Here is an 18916-nt window from a genome sequence, read left to right on the forward strand (position 1 = left end):
TTCACTCCTTAGCGTCCTTGTTGCTGACGCCATTTTTCTTTTCGTGCATCGAGCAGATCAATCGCATGAAGATACCAGGCATCCGCCGTTTGCGGCGTAACACTTGATCCCCACTCGCGTTTCCCATGGTGTGATAATACCATATGCATGAGACGGTGATAGACCGCTCGTGGTAACCGAATATCTTCTTCTCGAAGCGTTTGTTCGAGCACGAAGCATCCGTATGGCATATGTCCTATAAGAACACCATCTGGATCAAGCGCAATACCTGCTAGTTCTTCTTCTTCTTCGGTTACGTGTAACAGTCTCGAAAAACGATCTGTCGATGCACCTGCATGTGTATATTCCCATAGTTTACCGATATCGTGCAATAAAATACCGAGCAACAATTCATTCGGATTCGGTCGTTGATCTAACAGAGCAATTCCTTTTGCTGCTTGATAAAGCGCATCAAAGCTGTCATCCCAAGAAAATTGACGCATCTCTCGTTCAGATGCTTGGAATAGTTCATTTTTGTGATCGGCCTCTGCTTCTTGGATACATTTCAGCAATGTCAAATACGGTTGTTCACTATCACAGATTCCTTGACCAATCGTCATCATACAGGCAGTATGTTTTAATAATCCACCGATATAGGCATGGTGATGAAATAAGGCAGCCGGTCGCGTTGAAAAGTCCGCCCAGTACTGTCTCAGAATCGATAGCGCGATTTCTCGGTAAGGCGTATCTAGTTGATCGATCAATCCAAGTAACTGATCACGATACGTTTCAAGCGACTCCTCTGACGGTAGCTGCGGCAAGAACTGCGTAGGTGAAGCATCATAAATCGGTGTGACGCGTTGAACCGTCAATGATTTATTACCGGATTGCGGCGGATACTCTTCTACTTTTGCTTCGACTCGAACAATTCGTGTCTCGAGATATGGACGGAGTGCTTCTTCTGCTGTTCCTTGATTGATCCATTGTTTTCCTTTACAAGATCCAGCAGGCGAGTTGAATGTAAACTGTAACCACTCTCGTCCGGTTTGACCTGTGCGAATTTCACCCGAGGCAACGAGTAGTACTTCTTCGATTCGCTCACCAGGAACAAGTGTATCTAGTGAAAGTCCAATCGGTTGATTTGATTGATTGATAGAAAAAGCGTCATTTTCATTAGAAGGCATCGTCACTTCTGGAAGCGCCTTGAATAATTGTATCACTTCATCTCACTCCTTTTTCTTCATCCATATCATAGCAGAGACGATTTCATCACGACTACTATCAAACATATATTGTAAGCGTTTTCTAAATGAATTATGATGAACGTGGAAGTCAATTTTTATGCTTAAAGGAGGAGAAACGATGATTCGACCACTTACTCATTTATACAGCGAAGCTGTCGTCACACACGATCAATTGGATACATCCAAAATCGTGACACGCGACCAGATTCGGCAAGCTGTTCAATCGTATGATCCGTACCAATCGCATACGTCGCATGCACTGGAAGAGTTGTTGCTTCATGAGTTACGTCTGGCATGTCATTGTGTTAAAGAAGAAGGACTATCCTTGGCTGATATGCAGACGGAATTGTTGATCCTCTCTGCTTTCCAATGTGATGCAGGTTATTTAGCAGAAGAAATTCAACATTTGTCACCGACCGCTATCAAACGACATCTTTCTACACTTGATGCCGCTTTCAATCGACTATTGTATCAACTGTTTTTACATCAGTCGCAACCAGACATTCTTTGTCAACGGTTTATGACAATCCTCGCGGGTGCAGTCGCTACGAAATGTAAAATCCGTTCTAAGCGTCTCAAGGAAACCATGCTTGTTCATCCATAACAAAAAAATCCTGACTCGTATGAGTCAGGATTTTTCATTCAACGACCTGGCATTCCAGCTCCTTGATTGGTTTTGTATGAAAATGCGGCGTTCCGCTTCGTCATATTCTATTGTCATCATGCCAAACTATTCAAGTCTTGTCAATTCTTTTCTAAAAAAAGTGGACCGATTTTCGATTGAAAATCAGTCCGAATGGAAGAGTGAATAATTACCATGGCAATGCTTGATTTCATCATACAATGCCATGGAAGCGTTTACAACCCTTTTCCGTTAAATTTTTTCAAGAAAATATTCGTTTGCGAGTGGTAAGTGGATGACTTCGATTCCACTTTGTCGCATCAGGTTCAATCCGTCCCCATATTCATATCCTGTCGAATAGACGACACGATCAATTTTAGAGGCAATGAGCGCTAAACTACACGCATGACACGGACTATGTGTGACGTATGCTGTCGCATGACGCGCACTCGTCGAATCGGCAGCTAGCTTACCGAGTGCATTGATTTCAGCATGAATCTCATGCTGCTTCGACCACTCATGATGTTCCTCTTGATTTTCACAACGATAAAAGAGAATCCCGTTTCGTTCAATCGACTCTTCAGTAATCGGATGGTCGGATCTTGATGTATAGAGAATACCCTCTTGCTTTAAGTAAATTTCATTACAATTCACATGCTGACTGGGTGTTCCGTTTATCCCGATCGAAATCGGCTTTTCGTCTTTGACGATGACACAAGCAACGGATTTTGAGGCGCATTTTGAATGACGATCTGCCATCATCCGCGCAAATAATAACCATGTTGTGTCCCACTTCAATTGCTTCTCTTCTATATTCATTTAAAATCCTTCCTTTCATGAAGGAAAGGAACACGAAAATTCGTGTTCCTTAGTATGGTCGATTCGGTAATTCTCTACTTTTTGAGGCAACTTCGATGACTTTTTGTTTCAATTCGTTTTCCATTCGTTCTAATTCATGCTCAGCGTCGCGACGTTTTTGTTTTCCTTCTTGTTGAATGCGTAATGTCTCATCAAGTGTCTCAATCAAGTTTTGGTGTGCCACTTTTAATGATTCGACAGAAACAATTCCTTTTTCGTTTTCTTCCGCAATTTCAATCGACGATTCTTTCAGTAACTTCGAATTTTGCTCAAGTAGCTGATTCGTCGTGTTGGTGACATCCTTTTGCATTTCGAGTGCTGCTTTTTGACGTGATAAACTTAAGGATAAGACGACTTGGTTCTTCCAGAGCGGAATCGTATTGACGACTGCCGATTCGATTTTTTCCGCTAATATTTGGTTGTTTTGTTGAATGACGCGAATTTGCGGCGCCATTTGCAAACTGATCGTTCGTGATAATTTTAAATCATGGATTTTCTTTTCGAAACGGTCCGTCAATTGAATCAAGTCATTTAATTCCTGTAACTTCGTCTGATCCCGAGATATCTCGACTTCTGTCCGTAGCGGTTCGATTTCATGCTGACGCACATGAGCGATTTTCGTCTCGCCAGCCGCAATATAGACGTTCAATTCTTCAAAATAACGTTTATTTTTTTGATACATTTGGTCGAGTAAAGTGATGTCTTTCATCAATCCAAATTTCGATCGATCAAGATTGTGTACGACTTCTTCGAGATAAGCACTCATTTTCTCATACTGCAAGAAATACGTTTCTGCTTTTTTCTTTGCTCGCCCAATAACCGGAACGTTCGACCAGAAACTCTTTTTTTCTTGAAGTGTGTCTGGATCCATTTGACGTACACGTTGCATTAAATCACTCAGCAGTTTTCCTGCCTCCCCGCCGTCCTTCATTTTTACTTCACTTAAGACTTGATCGGAGAATTGAGAGAGTTCACGCTGAACGGGTGCTCCAAATTGCATGACGGCATCCGTCTTTTGAAGATCGATTACTTGCAGCAAACGTTCGATCTTTTGTCGTTGTTCTGCTGGAACATCCGAAGGAATCATCTCTTCGACAGGGCGTGCCGGCATTTTAGGAGGTGTCTCCGCTATATTTAGATCGACCGACGGATCAGAGATCGTTGGTTGATCTTGCTCATCAGGCCATTGTTGCCACGTTTCTTTATCAGAATGGGTCATGTCGGTAACTCTCCTCCTGTTTTTGTTGTTCGGTCTCTTGTGCTAGAACCTTTTCAATCGTCAAGAGTTCCCGTTCTAAATCAACGGTATCCCCTTCGAGCAATAAGGTTTGTTGTTGTTTTAATTTTTGACCAATCATTTTCAAATTCGAAATCAGTTGATTTTTCGTATCAACTTGAACTTGGGCACCTCGGCGTTCCAGATCGGCGTATTTTTCTGAAATCGATAATAAGGAATCTAGGTAGAATGTAAAGAAGTCTCGGACTTTTTTGACGTCTCGTGGACTTTCATATAACTCTTCGAACAATACATGGGCTTCGCGGGAAACCATTCGCATCTCACTTCTAATTTCACCATCTCGTATGGAGGGAACGATTTGATCATACGTCTGGATTTTCACAAATCCTTCCTCAATCGTCCGTTGCAAAACTTGAAGTTCTAAATCATCCGTCTCCTCAAAGCGTCGTGTCGCCCGCTCGGGTTTTAAGATGACACTGCCCACAAACTCATCTTCGTCATCGAGTAGTAGTTTCTTTTTGACATTTTTCCGCTTGATTTCGGTCGATTTTCGTTCAGTCCGATATCGTCGTCCTGGTTTAGTCCGGTAACCACTCCAAATGAACCATAACCCAAGTGCGATGAAGATTCCCGAAAAGTTGAACGTATCAGCCAATTGTAAAAATACGAACATCATACCGATGGAGCCAAATATCCACCATGAAGACTTCATATCATCCCCTCTTCCTTCTTGCTGATTCTTTTATCAGGTCTACGTGTCTTTATTTTAACATTACGTAACGTTTAACAAAAAGTTTCCCGTTTTCCCGAAATGTTACGCCTCGTATATTTATATTTCAACATACTTTTGCAGTAATGACATCAGACCGAAGAACGAACTGTTCGCCTTTTTTTATATCAACTTTTTCGATAAAGAAGGTAGTCGACACACGTTGTCGACTACCTTCCAAGAGTTTTATTTATATATCATCCAAAAATTGGCCAGATGAGAATAATCAAAATCGCAATCGGACTCAAGTAGCATACGCTTACCCGCCACACAGGAACGATTTTTTTCATGAATGGACTTGTTACTAGCTCCTGCTCGATAAGAGTTCGGTCGAGTTTGTAACCGGCAAAAATTGAAATCAATAATGCACCAATCGGCATCAGAATGTTTGAGACGAGGAAATCAACACTGTCAAAGAATGTTTTCCCCATGAATTGTGCATCACCTAGAATTCCAAACGAGAGTGCAGATGGAATCCCGACGATGGCGATTGCGAGTGTCGCAAGCCAAGTCGTCCGCTTTTTATCGCGCATCGTCGCGTTTTCTTTTCGATCCGTCAAGGAAGCAACGACGACCTCAAGCATCGCAATCGATGAAGTGATCGACGCGAAAGCGAACAACAAGAAGAATAGTATCAAGAACAACGAACCAAATTGAATTTGGCTGAAGACGGTCGGCAAGACGATAAAGAGTAACGCTGGACCTTCTGCCGGGTCAAGACCTGAAGCAAAAACGGCTGGGAAAATTGCAAATCCTGCTAATAATGAGACGGCTACATTCATCGCAACAATCCATGCTGCCGAACGGTTAATTTCTCCACGTTCCTTCATATAGGATGCATACGTCAGCATCGCTGATACACCGAGCGATAAGGAAAAGAACGCTTGCCCAAGGGCACTCAGGACAGAAGTTCGGTTGAGCACCGAGAAATCAGGCTGAACGAAAAACTTGACGCCTTCCATCGCACCATCAAGCGTTAACGATCGTAAGACAAGAATGATGAAACACACGAATAATAATGGCATCATGATCTTACTCATTTTTTCAATACCAGATTGAACACCACGTAAAACGATCCAACATGTCAGAGCGAGGAAAATCAATTGCCCCGAGATGACATAAAGCGGTGAGGCTGAAATCGTTCCGAACAATTCACCGAGTGCTCCACTATCCATTGTCGTTAACCGACCTGTAAAACCAAGAATGGTATAAATTAAGACCCAGCCTCCGATGACGCTGTAGAAAGAGAGCAACAAGAAACAGGCGATGACACCCAGGACTCCAATGAACGTGAACTTCTTATGACCAAGCGCCGAGAACGCTTGAAGTGCCGTTTTCCCACTCGTTCGACCGATTAAAAACTCAGCAATCAAGACAGGCAATCCAAGTAGCAAGGTAAACACGAGGAATAAAAGTAAAAAGGCGCCCCCTCCGTTTGTTCCAGTCGTATACGGGAATTTCCAAATGGCCCCCAGACCAATGGCGGATCCCGCTGCTGCTAAAATAAATCCAACTTTTGAAGCCCATGCGTTTCCTTTCATGGTGCTCCACCTCCTTTTCAAAATACTTTTTCATTGTACAGAAAGAAATCATGAAAGTCATCCTTTATCAAATATTTTCTTTAAAGCGTCAAAGCATAACCGCATATACGCATTGCATGAAAATAAAAAAGAAGGTCGAATATTATCTCGACCTTCTCTCGACTCAATTTGTATTAATCAGTGCCACCATACATTCGAAGATATTCCGGTAACACTTTGACGGTAATTGGCGTATGGATGGCTTTTTCACCATCTGTATCAATGACTTTTGCTTCTTTTGTCTTTAATTGAAATCCGCTCGTCAAGATATGGGTAAAAGATGGATCATTGGCGAGACCAATTTTTTGAAGGATGACGTCCCGGATTGTCGTCAGATTTACCTCATCAACAATTACCAAATCTAGTTTTCCATCATTATAAGCTCCATCCGACAAATTCGTCTCGATTCCACCCAGTGATTCTCCATTTGCTGCCAGAATCAACACTGCTTCACCTGTCATATGACGACCTTCATCTAAAATTAATTCATATTCGAATGGTTTTGCTTCTAAACTCGAGCGAATCGTCGATAAATAATACCCCATCTTCCCAAGACGCGCTTTTTCTTCTGTATCGATCCCAATCGATGCTTCGGCGACGAGACCGACACCGAGAAAGTTCAAGAAATAGCTATCTCCGACTTGCCCAAGGTCGACTTGAACGACATGTTGCATAGCAATTGCTTCTGCTGCAAGCCGTGGCGCCATCGGTAAGCCAAGTGTTCGTGCAAAATCATTACACGTACCTCCAGGAATAATGCCAAGTATCGGGCGATTTTCTAATTTCGCTACACCATTGATCGTCTCAAAGACCGTCCCATCTCCACCGATGACGACGACAGCGTCAAACGCGGATGATTCTTCCGCAAAATGCATCGCATCTCCTGCTTGTTTTGTATTTCGAATGACGATCTCGTCGAACAACGTACTTAACGGTTCGATGACTTCTCCAAGTAATCCTGTACCATTCGTACCGGCTGTCGGGTTACTGATCAGTAATAGTTTCATTGGATGATGCCTTCCTTCTTCAAGTAATCGCGGGCGACCGCATTTGCAGTTTTTCCACCATACGCGACAGCTTCGTTCATTTTCGACATCTCTTCATCGGAAATCTTACCCGATAATTGCTCAAGCGCTTGTTTTACCTCTGGATACTCATCGATTGTCTCTTGACGAAGTAAAGGTGCTCCTTCGTACGGTGGGAATAATTGCTGATCGTCTTTTAGAACAAGCATGTCGTATTTCGCAATCTCTGGATCGGTCGAGTACGCATCAATGACATCGATTTCACCAGATTCAATCGCTTTATAACGCAATTTCGGTTCCATCGTGACGACCTTATTGAAATTGACATCATATTTATCTTGGATTCCTTTATAACCATCTTGGCGATCCTTGAATTCTAATGTAAATCCAGCCGTCAGTTGATTCGCGACCTGTTTTAAATCAGAAATCGTCTTTAAATCGTAGCGTTCCGCTAATTTCTTCGGAACGGCTACAGCATAGGTGTTGTTATAGTTCATTGGTGGCAATAAGGTCAAATCTTGTTTTTTTAGACCGGTTTTCGCCTGTTCGTATACTTCTTTTGCATCGTTTGATTTTGGTTTTTCATTCGTCAAACTAGCGAGCACCGTTCCTGTGAATTCTGGATAAGCATCAATGTCTCCTGACTCGAGTGCTTTATAAACGAATGTCGTCTTCCCGAAGTTTGGTTTGACTTGAACCTTTAAATCAGTCTCATCTTCGATGATGATTTTATACATATTCATTAAGATTTCCGGTTCCACGCCCAGTTTTCCGGCAACGACGAGATCTGGTCGTTCGCTACGGCCGAATGCGAAAGGTGCGATGACGATTGCGACCATTAAGACGACTGCCGTCACGAGACGTGCCGTCTGCCGCTTACGAGTTGCGACTTCCGTTTGGCGTAGTAAACCGTCAAATAGAAGAGCAAGGAGAGCTGCAGGAATCGCACCAAGCAAAAGGAGATAGTTATCATTACGGTCAATTCCAAGGAGAATGATCGACCCTAGTCCACCAGCACCGATCAAAGCGGCAATCGTTGCCGTACCAATGATCAATACCATCGCCGTTCGAATTCCGGCCATCATGACAGGCAAAGCTAACGGAAGTTCAACTTTCCATAGACTTTGCATCGGGGTCATCCCACATGCGCGTGCCGCCTCTTTGATTGAAGGATCGACTTCGGCGAGACCTGTGTAGGTATTACGAACGATTGGTAATAAAGAATAGAGAACAAGTGCAATGATAGACGGGACTGTACCAATTCCGACAAGTGGAATCATCAGACCAAGTAGCGCTAATGATGGAATCGTTTGAATGACGGAAGTCACACCAATCGACCACTCACTCAGACGTTTATTCCGTGATAAGTAGATCCCAAGCGGAATGGCGATGATACATGCGATAAGTAACGAAATGACCGATAGTTGAATATGCTCAATTAACGCTTGAAGCAATTCACTTTTCCGATCTTGATACGTTTCAATCAAGCCGTTCATTCGACTTTCCCCCTAACTTGACGCATGAACTCTTGAACAAATGGATCATTACTCGCTAGTACTTCTTCCTTTGTTCCGATGAAAGCAATCTCCCCAGCATTCATCAGACAAATGCGACTGCCCAGTTTTAATGCCTCGTTCATATCGTGCGTAACGAATAAAATTGTTTTTCCAAGCTCTTCGTTTAGATGCAACAAATCATTTTGTAATTGTTCACGTGAAATTGGATCAAGGGCGGAGAAAGGTTCATCCATCAAGATGACATCTTGCTCTGCTGCGAGCGCACGCATGACACCGACACGTTGTTGTTGCCCCCCCGAAAGTTCACTCGGATATTTCTTCTTAAGCGATGTGTTTAAACCTGTCAGACGGAATAATTCATCGACTCGACGCGCCACCTTTTCTTTGTCCCACTTTAATAATTCTGGCACGACACTGACATTTTCTTCGATCGTCATATGTGGAAAGAGGGCAATCTGTTGTAAGACGTAACCGATTCGCCGCCGCAATTCATGTTCGTTGATTGACATGATCGGCTCACCGTCGATCCAAATTTGACCTTCTGTATGATCGATCAATCGATTGACCATCTTCATCGTTGTTGTTTTTCCGCAACCCGATGGACCAATCAAACAAAAAATCTCACCCTGATCAACGGTGAAGTTAACGTGTTGCACCGCTTTTGTTCCATCCGCATACGTTTTGCCGACATCTTTGAACTCAATCACTCCTCATCCCTCGTTTCCCCTGTTTATTATCTTTGTAAAATTCCCCTTTCTCTCGTATTCTAAAACCTATTTTGACCAATTGATCTCTTGTTTCCTAAACAATTTGTTTTACAACCGAATACTGATTCATCTTTACTAACACAAAAAAGACGATGGAGTTTACCCATCGTCTAGTCTCGATATTCATTTATTCGAACGTTACTGTCACTTGGCGGCGTCCCCATTCTAGTGCTTCTTGTTTTGATCCTACTAGAAGGTCCATGATTCTTCCACGAATCGCACCACCTGTATCGAGTGCGATTGCGTCACCAAAACCTTCTACATGAACTTTTGTTCCAAGCGGCACGATAGATGGATCAACAGCCACGATCCGACGACCTTCATATGTAATCGTATTCGTGACGTCATAACCTGATGCCGTTAAGGCACGACCATTATACAAGCGGCTTCCATTGTTTTCTGGATTTGTCGTATACGCTGTCGTTTCAAATGTTACCGTACGTTTTGATGAACGATCCGTCTTCACTTGCTTCCGGCTTTGCTTCGCAGCTTGTCTAGCTCTCTTTTTAGCATTTGCATTTGCTTTCTGCTCCGCTTCTGCTTTTTGTTTGGCTACGGCTTGTAATCGAGCTCGCTTTTTTGCCTCAGCTTGTTCCCGCTTTTTTTGAGCAGCTTGACGTTTCATCTCTAACGGATTTTGTACGATCGTCTTCTCTGTTCCAATCCCGATTTGTGCCGCTGAAGCTTCATGATGCGGCAAAAGAATAAATATGAATCCCGCTAAACAGAGGGATAATAGGAATGATGTTCGTTTCATGTTGGTGCCAACCTTTCTCGCCGTTTTACGACCCGCACACCGTATCACGGCGACAAACCGTTTGAAAAGCGAACACCATGATTTGAAATATATCTGTCAAAAAGTAACGAAATGGTTACACGCTTACAAAAAACGCTCTCATTCGTTGTATAGCAACGTTTTTATATTTTGTAACCGTTCTGTTACGATTTATCTTTTGTTACTCTTTTGTAATAAATGTATCTTTTCGATGTTTTCAGTCATTTCGATTGACCTAACAACACTCCAGCCAATATCATATTTCATTATTATTCATTTTTTTGAATGAACATAAAAAAAGCACACCATAGTAGCTTGGTATGCTTTCATGTATTATTTTGTTTTACGTTCTAACAATTCGATCTCTGACTTTAACAAGACTTGTTTTTCAAATTCTAAGCCGAGTGCCTCAAAGTTTTTCGTATGGGATACATCACCGACGACCGTATTTGTCAATACAGCTGTTACTTCCGCAACCCAGCCTTCTTTTGTTTTTACCATATCACCAACGATATAATCGAATAACTCTTCTGTTTCTTCCATTTGACTCATCTCCTGACACGTTCAATTACAGTTAATCATATAAAATAACGACCAAAAAAGCTAGTCACGCGTCAATTGAGCTAAGAACTGGCGCAAGATTTTAGCGGTTAATCCCCAAATTAGATAATCCCCGTGCTCATAGAAATGCTCCGTGACTGTATACGTACGATCAAGATATGCTTCTCGATTCGCCATTCGTTCGGTCGGCACTTCCTTACCAGGGCGTATCCGCCACTCCATATCCCCTTTGATTGGTTTAGAAGTCATCAATTCTGTCAAGGATACGAGAAAGACATGATCGACTTCTGCCGGTGAAGGATTAAAATCCGTTGCATGTAGAATACCAAGATACGGATAAATAATTGACCGGTTTGGTGTCACGAGTGGTTCGAGCGTTCCAATCACTTCAATCTCGGAAGCACTAACATTTAATTCTTCAACCGTTTCACGGATGGCTGCTGCTTTCGGTAATTCACCGATATCGATCCGACCACCCGGAAAAGCGATTTCGCCTGGTTGCGAACGTAGGGTTTTGGCTCGTACTTGAAATAACAGATAGACTTCGCCATCCTGTTCAACCAAAGGAACGAGTACGGCTGCTGCATGTCGAGGTAAACGTTCTTCTGAATCTACATAGTGTTTTCGGATATCGGCTAAGTTCACCTGCTTCATCGCCCTTCTTGTGCAACATGATGATACGCTTCTTCAAGATGGCGCATACGAACGATCAGATCCGCATTTTTAGCGATCCGGTCCGATAAAATCGATCCCGCTACCGTCTTGTAGTAGGCGTTTAAAGCATTGCGCTTTGTCAGATGAGCCTCGTTCTGACGGATATATTCCTTAAAATTCGCAATCAATCGTTCTGTCGTAAAAAGTTGTTCGTTCACAAGTTTCATCCTTTCACACGTCGAGCGTGTCATCAATAGTTTAATGGTAACGAGTTTTGGCTAAGATGTAAATTAAGGGGGGTTATCCGTGAATAAAAAATTAGATGTCCTCATTATTGGTGCCGGACCAACCGGTTTAACACTCGCACTCGCACTCTCGCGCTATGGATTATCCTTCCGCATCGTCGAACGTGCAAGTGGACCATCTGTCGTCTCCAAAGCCATCGGCATTCAAGCACGTTCCCTTGAATTGTTCGCAAGACTTGGCGTGGCAGAAGATTTAATGGAAAATGCGATTAAAATCAATCAAGGAAACCTCTATGTTAATGGTGCATGGCAGGCAAAGCTTGATTTTACTGATTTAAATACACCTTTTCCGTTTGTTACGCTCTTGCCTCAAAGTGAGACGGAACGGATTCTCGAAGCACGACTCGCCACTTACGGACATACCGTTGAACGAGAGACGGAATTAACAGGATTCGCTCAATTCCCAACGTTCGTTACTGCTACCTTACAACATAAAGGAGAGACAGAGACGGTAGATGCTTCCTTTATCATCGGAGCTGATGGCGCGAATAGCTTTGTTCGTCGAGAACTTGGACTTCCATTTAGCGGAAAATCGTTCAAAGAGTCGTGGGCATTGGCCGATATCGAAGTCGACTGGCCACTCTCTTCCGAAGAGGTCCACATTTTCTTCTCTGATCATGGGGTCATCGAGTCTTTCCCACTTCAGTCGAATTTATTCCGCATTACGGGCAATCTAACGAGCGGACCTGTTCCGACTGATCATAAAGCGATTGATGATTTTTTACAAAATCGAGCCAAAGTACCGTTCGAGCTAAAAAAAGTCCATTGGTATTCCATGTTCCGTGTCCATAATCGAATTATCGAGAAATTTGGTCACCATCGAATTTATTTGATTGGGGATGCGGCACACATCAATTCCCCTGTCGGTGGTCAAGGAATGAATACAGGGATTGCTGATGCGATGAACCTTGCTTGGAAACTTTGGTGTGTGCATCAGTTCAAAGCGAGTTTTCCGTTGCTTGATTCTTACAGTGTCGAACGCCGCGAAGCGGCACAAGGTATCTTACGATCAACGAATTTAGCAACCGAACTCTTGCAGATCAACATTCCGTTTTTGTTGCCTCTACAAGAAAAAGTCATTCGAAATAGTCTCAAGATCGCACCCTTACATCATTTCGTGACAAATCGAATTGCTCAACTCAACAGTCACTACCCAGCAAGCCTGACCTTTGTCACGCAAGGACACTTCAGTCCATTGACACCTAAGCCGGGTGAACCGATGCCCTACAGTGAAGTCGTACATCCGCGGACGAAAAAAAATGAACTCTTGTTACGTCGCGCGGATCGAAATTTCTTATTACTGTTGTTCTTACCAAAAAACGCAACTGACGATCTTCTTGAGCCATTTAAGGAACTCGCCTATACCTATCCAGATCTATTTGAGACAGTACCCATCCATCAATCCCTTAAAGAGGATGGCGTCGTCGATCAAGGTGGCGAACTCGCACGACGCTTCGGCATTAAGCAATCCGGACTATATTTGATTCGCCCTGACGGTTATATCGCGTATCGCCAGCAAGGTTTAAAAAGTAAATCGTTCGCCCGTTATGTTGAACGTTTACTTTATGCGCGCTAACTCGGTATGATAGAAGATGAGGTGAAGGCAGATATGGATATACAACTGATTCGAACGATTTTGATCATTCTTCTGATTGTGGCATTTCTTGTCATCGTCAGTAGACGAGCGAAGGAAAATCTTCGATGGTCGCTTCTCGGAGAAGCATTCGGTGAAAAAGGAGAAGATTTATTGAAGGATGCTGCTCGACTTGAGGCAGCTGATCTAGACATTCGAGTCGAACGCGGCGTCAAGACTTCGTTTTTATTCCGACGCTTCAGTAAAGATTTAGACGATCGCGTAGCGGTGTATGTCTTAAAAGAAGACCTGGATCAAGCCGAGAACATCCTTGCGTCTCGACCAAGACGATAAATTTAAATGAAAGGCAGTGAAGCGTTCGCTTCACTGCCTTTATTCATTCCTGTTGCTGCGCGAGATAAAACGCGACTTGTTTTCGTTCTTGCTCTTGAACAGGAGAGGATTTCTTTGAAACAATGAACGCTCGCACATCTTTGAATGTATGACCCGTCGGAAATTTAATTCGTTCCGTCCGCATCTGTGGTGCATTCGGAAAAAGTGTGATGCCATGAATCGGTATGACGATCCCTTGTTTTTTTAGCGTTTTTCGAACCATTTGGACAATTCGTTTCGATTGATTAATCGGATGGGGTGAAAACACCTTTTTCCCATGCATAGGATCGCTGACATGACAGGATTCTTCCGTCATCCATTCTACGACTGCATCGTTTTGCAACACAAGAAACAACCCTTTTGGACCAATCAAAGCAAAGGGAATGATAATCGTTTCAGTTAGACGTATACGTTCAAATAACATCCAATCAAAACGACATACATGACGGATTTCATTGCAGAGCGCATCTGTTTCATGCGTCATCGTATTCACTTGCTTACTTGCAAAAAAGCGACGGCGTGGTGGTGCCGGAACAGAAGCAGTCATGACTTGTAACATGATTCATCATCCTTTGTAATATGTATTAGTAGTTATCTTAACACCGTTTTCGTATACATGACGATTCTTTCAAAAAGAAGGAAATCAAAAAAGACATTTCTGACGATTGGCAGAAATGTCTTTTTTCATTAGTCTTGATGAGGGCGACCGAAAACCGCCTTCTCAAGATTCGAAATACGACGTAACATATCATAATTGGATGAACTCGACACTTGTGGTTCAACGTGTTCAACACGACGCTCTTCCCGTTTTTCTGGTTGAGCAGGTGCTTGTTTCAACGCCTCATTCTCTTTCTTCAGACGCTCGATTTCACGTTCGAATCCTTCATAGTCTTTAATGATTTGATCCAAGTATCCATCGACATCCTCGATGACATAGCCACGGAGGCCGGTCTTGAATTCCTTTTTGTAAATATCGTCCGCTGTCAACAATGGCTTATACATCCTCTTCACTCCCACTGATCATTGTATTGTAATTCTTGTTCGAGCCAAGATAAATCATCTTGTGTAATCAAAAATAACTGATAATCGGATTGTTCCATTTCCATTCTAGCACGCTCTACTAAAAATTTCGCTGATCCTCCATGCTCTTCATCAAAAACCGACAACAATCCTTGGCTTTTTTGGATCATGAATTCAGTTTTATTACGCAACTGCGATGGATCCGTATACGGTTTCTGACTGATTGCTTCGACAAAGTCAGCTTGTTCAAGAATCGAAAGATACTGTGCTTGGACTGGTTCTTTCCAGCGCGCTTCCTGTTCTAAAAACGGCAAGAGGATACCAAGATGAATATCTGGATACTCTTCTTTTAATTCAAGAACGACCTCGCATGCCCAGATTTCGCATCCAGGCGAGGCATTCGTAATGAACCACTCTGTTCCACGGTCTTCAATCAAGCGAATCATCCGTTCTCGGTATGCTGCCTTTAAGACCCGGATACCCGGGTGTTTTTGATCAAAGATGCCTAGTTCATTTGGTTTGTATCCTGTGATGGCGACTACTTTCACGAGTTACACTTCCTTTTTAACCGACGTTCTCGATGATCCAGTTCAGCTAATATTCGTTCTTTTTTAGTGATTAACCAATGATGCCGTTCGACGTGTTGTCGTGCTCGTTCCGTATAATCATAAGCAAGCACGGGATTTTTTGCAATGTGCTCTGCCCACTTCGCAAGTTCGAGATACCCCAAGTAACTATCGCTTTTTAAAAAGCAGTCTCTAGCTTGTTCATGGTTCTTCATTTTTTTATGCAAATACCCTTGGCGTAGCCATCCTTCTGCTGATAATTCTTTAACCTGCTGAAAATGAGCATGGGATCCTTCATGGATTCCAAGATCCGCTAACCAAATCGCGATGTTCTCTTGAATAGGAGAAGGTGCTTCCGCCCGATGCGTGACAAGACGGTTACACGCATCATACAGTCCAACGAGCGTTAAACAGTCATCTAGATGATGTTGTAAGACGCCCGTCATGATTTCCGGTTGCTGATGTTCGACATATTGGAAATAATGCATTGGTGCCAAAAAACCAGGTAGGTCACCTTCCCGCTCGAATCCAATCCGCTCTTCCATCGCTGTCAATCGATACGAGTCATACATTCCTTTAAAAATGCGTCGCGCAACATGGAGTAAATCAAGATGACCGACTTTCGGTAATCGTGGAACACGTTCCCGAACGAAAACGTGTCGTGTCTTGATTTGCGGCCAATCAAAGCTTTTTCCATTATAGGTCACGAATCGGACATCATCCCCGATATCATGCAGGAAGTGATGGTAAAAGGCAGCCTCAAAGTGCGGATGCGGTAAGAAATATTGTCGCATCAACAATCCTCCCTGCTCAAAGCGCGCAAACCCGAGTAAAAAAATCGTCGTTCCGGCTCCCCGCAATCCTGTCGTCTCCGTATCAAAGAAGATGACCTGCTCAAGTGGGACATCCAGCGCAAGTGGTGGATGAGGAAGCTGTAAAGACTCATACACTTCGGCAAAACTCCGGTCTCCATGCCGGTCCGTCAAAGCATAGCGTTTGTCGACCCTGACAATCCACTCTTGTTCGAATGTTAAGATATCCGCCCCACGATCAATCCAGGCTTGTTGCTCTTCAGTCCATCCGCTTGTTGGCTTTAGCGTTTCCACTTCGAGGACAGAAGGCTCTATATTCTCCGATGAGACGTCTGATGTAGATTTCAGCATTCGTCTAAGACGATTTTTCATGATAATTCCTTCTCCATTTCTGCTAACAACTGAATCGTTCGTTCTTTCTCGTCTGCTACGCCGACCATGCCGATACAAGCAGGACAACCGTCCTGGCAAGGACATGTGACAATCGAATCACGCGCTGCGCGTAGCATGACACCGCGTTGTTTGTAGATTGATTCCGCGAGACCAACGCCTCCAGGATAACGATCATATAGATAGACGGTCGGTTGCTGCGTGTGTGTCGCCTTGACTTGCGGCACGACGAAGACATCACTAGCGTCACACATCAAATAAAGCGGAGCAACACGTCGTAAACTATTCGCGACACCTTCCAACACTTGTTCAAGCTCCGTCGAGGAGCGTGCATGATCGGGTAAGGTGAACCAGACACCTGTCGTATGAATCTCTCGTTCTGGTAAGTGAATCGGACCAGACCCGATGTTCTCATGTGTTCCGAACTTGATCTTCTTGAACATCGTCGCCATCCCCCGAACACTGACATCTCCACGCGCAACACTGTATTCTCCCTCTGCATACTGTTCATCTTCTTCGAGAACGGAAAGGTCGACTGAAAAATTAGCATCTGTATAATAATCAACGTCTACTGCACGGACGAATGCTTTTTTCTCCTCAAAATCCAAGTACTCGACTTGGTATTGATCGGCCCCATGCAAATAAATGGCCTCGTCATGTAACAACGTCATTGCACTAAAGGTATCCATCTCGCCGATGACTCGATTCGGTACCTCGGTCTGATCGACGATGATGACATTCTCTTGATCACTGGACCGTAGCGATATCCCGTGTGCTGGAAACGCGTCATTCATCCAATAAAAACGATCGCCTCGCTCGTGCAGGACACGCTCTTCGACTAAGTACTCGAGGATGTCTTCCGTCTCAAGCGTTCCAAATGATTCGCCTTTCGTAAAAGGCAGTTCAAACGCCGCACATTTGACGTGATCGACGGCAATGATCAAATTATCTGGATCAAGTCGCGCTGCTTCCGGGGATTGATTCAAGAATAACTCTGGTCGTTCCGCAACATATTGATCGAGCATACCAGATGAGGCGACAAGAATGATTAGTGCATCATCTTGCCGACGCCCCGCTCGTCCTGCTTGTTGCCAAAGTGAAGCAATCGTACCCGGATAGCCGTTCATGATACACACTTGCAGTTGACCGATGTCGACACCGAGTTCAAGAGCATTTGTCGAGACGATACCTGTGATTTCTCCTTGGCGTAACCGTCGTTCGATATCGCGACGTTCACTTGGTAAATAACCACCCCGATACCCTTCGATGGATCGAGGACCAAGCTCGTGCGGATAGATACTTCTCAGATACGTCAGTAAGACTTCGACGCGGACGCGAGACCGTGCAAAGACGATTGTCTGAAACTTGTTCTTGATGAAGCGCATCGCTAATTGTTTTGTCTCAAGTGTCGCCGAGCGTCGAATACCGAGTTGTGCGTTGACGATCGGTGGTTGATAGACGAGAAAATGTTTACGTCCTGTCGGCGCACCATTCTCATCAATTAGTCCGACTGTTTTCTCCGTTAATCGTTCGGCTAGTTCCTTTGGATTTGCAATCGTTGCACTTGTCATGATGAAGACGGGATTACTGCCATAATACCGACAAATCCGTCGTAAGCGACGAATGACATTCGCGACATGACTGCCAAAGACACCGCGATACGTATGAAGCTCATCGATGACGATATATTTTAAGTTCTCAAATAGTTCGATCCATTTTGTATGATGTGGTAAGATTCCGGAATGTAGCATATCTGGATTCGTAATGACGATGTTCCCGGCTTTTCGTACTTTTGTTCGAATCGTCGGTGACGTATCTCCGTCATATGTGAAACAACGGATTGGAGCCTCTAATTGATCGATCAGTTCGAGTAATTCACTATTTTGATCTTGTGCCAGCGCTTTTGTCGGGTACAGATACAGCGCTCGTGCGTTTGGATGTTCGAGCAAGTGTGATAAGACTGGTAAATTAAAACAATAGGTCTTTCCCGAGGCGGTTGGAGTGACGATGACCGTCGACTCGCCTGCTTGTACGCGTTCATACGCCAATCCTTGGTGACGGTATAACTGAGTGATGCCACGTGTCCGGAGAGCTTGGCGCAAGCGTTCCGGTAACTGTTCTGGAAAATCGACATAGCGTCCCGCTGTCGCTTCCATCGTTTTCATATACGTAATCCGCTCCATGAATGAACGGTCCTGTTTCAATTCTTCAAGAAATGCAACGAGCGTTTGTTTCGCTTGCATGCCTTCACTTCCTTCCACTTTTCATT

20 protein-coding genes are annotated in these 18916 nt (G+C 43.8%); 3 read left to right on the forward strand and 17 right to left on the reverse strand.

Annotation, left to right across the window (positions count from 1 at the left end):
• Nucleotides 1–8 precede the first annotated feature (8 nt).
• Nucleotides 9–1199: an HD domain-containing protein gene (locus Q7C19_RS05995; RefSeq protein ID WP_214854342.1), complete on the reverse strand. Its 1191-nt coding sequence runs from the start codon at nt 1197–1199 to the stop codon at nt 9–11.
• A 142-nt stretch (nt 1200–1341) separates the two neighbouring features.
• Here Q7C19_RS05995 and Q7C19_RS06000 point away from each other — a divergent pair, with 142 nt between their 5' ends.
• On the forward strand, nt 1342–1827 hold the full coding sequence (locus tag Q7C19_RS06000) for a hypothetical protein (protein ID WP_375091875.1): 486 nt from the start codon (nt 1342–1344) through the stop codon (nt 1825–1827).
• Between the two features lie 270 nt (nt 1828–2097).
• On the opposite strand, the gene Q7C19_RS06005 is transcribed toward Q7C19_RS06000, so the two are convergent.
• The 11 genes from Q7C19_RS06005 to yvfG form a co-directional block, all read right to left on the reverse strand.
• Nucleotides 2098–2664, reverse strand: coding sequence for a deoxycytidylate deaminase (locus tag Q7C19_RS06005; protein ID WP_056062130.1), 567 nt, complete (start codon nt 2662–2664; stop codon nt 2098–2100).
• A gap of 49 nt (nt 2665–2713) precedes the next feature.
• Nucleotides 2714–3922, reverse strand: coding sequence for a toxic anion resistance protein (locus Q7C19_RS06010; protein WP_035407301.1), 1209 nt, complete (start codon nt 3920–3922; stop codon nt 2714–2716).
• Entirely contained in the window at nt 3909–4652 is a 744-nt protein-coding gene (locus Q7C19_RS06015) for a 5-bromo-4-chloroindolyl phosphate hydrolysis family protein (RefSeq protein WP_035407298.1), read from the reverse strand. Before Q7C19_RS06015 ends, Q7C19_RS06010 begins: the two co-directional genes overlap by 14 nt.
• A gap of 254 nt (nt 4653–4906) precedes the next feature.
• Nucleotides 4907–6250: a sodium-dependent transporter gene (locus tag Q7C19_RS06020; RefSeq protein ID WP_035407296.1), complete on the reverse strand. Its 1344-nt coding sequence runs from the start codon at nt 6248–6250 to the stop codon at nt 4907–4909.
• A 173-nt stretch (nt 6251–6423) separates the two neighbouring features.
• Nucleotides 6424–7296 (reverse strand): diacylglycerol/lipid kinase family protein, encoded by an 873-nt coding sequence (locus tag Q7C19_RS06025; RefSeq protein ID WP_035407293.1) that lies wholly within the window; start codon nt 7294–7296, stop codon nt 6424–6426.
• Nucleotides 7293–8810: an ABC transporter permease/substrate-binding protein gene (locus Q7C19_RS06030; protein ID WP_375091877.1), complete on the reverse strand. Its 1518-nt coding sequence runs from the start codon at nt 8808–8810 to the stop codon at nt 7293–7295. The genes Q7C19_RS06025 and Q7C19_RS06030 overlap by 4 nt, the downstream gene beginning before the upstream one ends.
• Nucleotides 8807–9538: an ABC transporter ATP-binding protein gene (locus tag Q7C19_RS06035; RefSeq protein WP_035407287.1), complete on the reverse strand. Its 732-nt coding sequence runs from the start codon at nt 9536–9538 to the stop codon at nt 8807–8809. Before Q7C19_RS06035 ends, Q7C19_RS06030 begins: the two co-directional genes overlap by 4 nt.
• Nucleotides 9539–9725: 187 nt before the next feature.
• Complete coding sequence (locus tag Q7C19_RS06040; RefSeq protein ID WP_290775013.1) at nt 9726–10355, reverse strand: 3D domain-containing protein; 630 nt, start codon at nt 10353–10355, stop codon at nt 9726–9728.
• A 351-nt stretch (nt 10356–10706) separates the two neighbouring features.
• Nucleotides 10707–10916 carry a hypothetical protein gene (locus tag Q7C19_RS06045; protein WP_023468601.1) on the reverse strand — a complete coding sequence of 70 codons (210 nt, stop codon included), beginning with the start codon at nt 10914–10916 and terminating at the stop codon, nt 10707–10709.
• 60 nt (nt 10917–10976) lie between these two features.
• The gene (locus tag Q7C19_RS06050) at nt 10977–11588 is read right to left on the reverse strand and encodes an NUDIX hydrolase (RefSeq protein ID WP_035407281.1); all 612 of its coding nucleotides are present in this window, start codon (nt 11586–11588) and stop codon (nt 10977–10979) included.
• Entirely contained in the window at nt 11585–11806 is a 222-nt protein-coding gene (gene yvfG, locus Q7C19_RS06055) for a protein YvfG (protein ID WP_035407279.1), read from the reverse strand. The genes Q7C19_RS06050 and yvfG overlap by 4 nt, the downstream gene beginning before the upstream one ends.
• A gap of 88 nt (nt 11807–11894) precedes the next feature.
• Between yvfG and Q7C19_RS06060 the strand changes: the two genes are divergently transcribed.
• Together Q7C19_RS06060 and Q7C19_RS06065 are read left to right on the forward strand one after the other, a co-directional pair.
• Nucleotides 11895–13469, forward strand: coding sequence for an FAD-dependent monooxygenase (locus Q7C19_RS06060; RefSeq protein WP_035407276.1), 1575 nt, complete (start codon nt 11895–11897; stop codon nt 13467–13469).
• A gap of 33 nt (nt 13470–13502) precedes the next feature.
• On the forward strand, nt 13503–13820 hold the full coding sequence (locus Q7C19_RS06065; protein WP_056062146.1) for a hypothetical protein: 318 nt from the start codon (nt 13503–13505) through the stop codon (nt 13818–13820).
• A gap of 43 nt (nt 13821–13863) precedes the next feature.
• Here the strand turns inward: Q7C19_RS06065 and Q7C19_RS06070 are convergent, their stop codons facing one another.
• The 5 genes from Q7C19_RS06070 to Q7C19_RS06090 all read right to left on the reverse strand — a co-directional run bounded on the left by Q7C19_RS06070 (nt 13864) and on the right by Q7C19_RS06090 (nt 18890).
• Nucleotides 13864–14418, reverse strand: a complete 555-nt coding sequence (locus tag Q7C19_RS06070; protein WP_290751162.1) for a nuclease-related domain-containing protein — start codon at nt 14416–14418, stop codon at nt 13864–13866.
• Between the two features lie 128 nt (nt 14419–14546).
• Nucleotides 14547–14861, reverse strand: a complete 315-nt coding sequence (gene gpsB, locus Q7C19_RS06075) for a cell division regulator GpsB (RefSeq protein WP_035407267.1) — start codon at nt 14859–14861, stop codon at nt 14547–14549.
• Nucleotides 14862–14866: 5 nt separating this feature from the next.
• Nucleotides 14867–15427 carry an SLOG family protein gene (locus tag Q7C19_RS06080; RefSeq protein ID WP_035407264.1) on the reverse strand — a complete coding sequence of 187 codons (561 nt, stop codon included), beginning with the start codon at nt 15425–15427 and terminating at the stop codon, nt 14867–14869.
• The gene (locus Q7C19_RS06085) at nt 15424–16629 is read right to left on the reverse strand and encodes a ribonuclease H-like domain-containing protein (protein ID WP_035407260.1); all 1206 of its coding nucleotides are present in this window, start codon (nt 16627–16629) and stop codon (nt 15424–15426) included. The genes Q7C19_RS06080 and Q7C19_RS06085 overlap by 4 nt, the downstream gene beginning before the upstream one ends.
• Nucleotides 16626–18890: a DEAD/DEAH box helicase gene (locus Q7C19_RS06090; protein ID WP_056062151.1), complete on the reverse strand. Its 2265-nt coding sequence runs from the start codon at nt 18888–18890 to the stop codon at nt 16626–16628. The genes Q7C19_RS06085 and Q7C19_RS06090 overlap by 4 nt, the downstream gene beginning before the upstream one ends.
• Nucleotides 18891–18916: the final 26 nt, after the last annotated feature.

The organism is Exiguobacterium sp. PHA03 (assembly GCF_041945985.1).
Classification (GTDB): domain Bacteria; phylum Bacillota; class Bacilli; order Exiguobacteriales; family Exiguobacteriaceae; genus Exiguobacterium_A.

Coding starts and splice junctions, on each gene's coding strand:
- Q7C19_RS06030 (WP_375091877.1), bottom strand. CDS start 8,810: ATGAACGGCTTGATTGAAACGTATCAAGATCGGAAAAGTGAATTGCTT.
- Q7C19_RS06000 (WP_375091875.1), top strand. CDS start 1,342: ATGATTCGACCACTTACTCATTTATACAGCGAAGCTGTCGTCACACAC.
- Q7C19_RS06085 (WP_035407260.1), bottom strand. CDS start 16,629: ATGAAAAATCGTCTTAGACGAATGCTGAAATCTACATCAGACGTCTCA.
- Q7C19_RS06015 (WP_035407298.1), bottom strand. CDS start 4,652: ATGAAGTCTTCATGGTGGATATTTGGCTCCATCGGTATGATGTTCGTA.
- Q7C19_RS06065 (WP_056062146.1), top strand. CDS start 13,503: ATGGATATACAACTGATTCGAACGATTTTGATCATTCTTCTGATTGTG.
- Q7C19_RS06040 (WP_290775013.1), bottom strand. CDS start 10,355: ATGAAACGAACATCATTCCTATTATCCCTCTGTTTAGCGGGATTCATA.
- gpsB (WP_035407267.1), bottom strand. CDS start 14,861: ATGTATAAGCCATTGTTGACAGCGGACGATATTTACAAAAAGGAATTC.
- Q7C19_RS06090 (WP_056062151.1), bottom strand. CDS start 18,890: ATGCAAGCGAAACAAACGCTCGTTGCATTTCTTGAAGAATTGAAACAG.
- Q7C19_RS06070 (WP_290751162.1), bottom strand. CDS start 14,418: ATGTTACAAGTCATGACTGCTTCTGTTCCGGCACCACCACGCCGTCGC.
- Q7C19_RS06005 (WP_056062130.1), bottom strand. CDS start 2,664: ATGAATATAGAAGAGAAGCAATTGAAGTGGGACACAACATGGTTATTA.
- Q7C19_RS06010 (WP_035407301.1), bottom strand. CDS start 3,922: ATGACCCATTCTGATAAAGAAACGTGGCAACAATGGCCTGATGAGCAA.
- Q7C19_RS06025 (WP_035407293.1), bottom strand. CDS start 7,296: ATGAAACTATTACTGATCAGTAACCCGACAGCCGGTACGAATGGTACA.
- Q7C19_RS06020 (WP_035407296.1), bottom strand. CDS start 6,250: ATGAAAGGAAACGCATGGGCTTCAAAAGTTGGATTTATTTTAGCAGCA.
- Q7C19_RS06045 (WP_023468601.1), bottom strand. CDS start 10,916: ATGGAAGAAACAGAAGAGTTATTCGATTATATCGTTGGTGATATGGTA.
- Q7C19_RS06050 (WP_035407281.1), bottom strand. CDS start 11,588: ATGAAGCAGGTGAACTTAGCCGATATCCGAAAACACTATGTAGATTCA.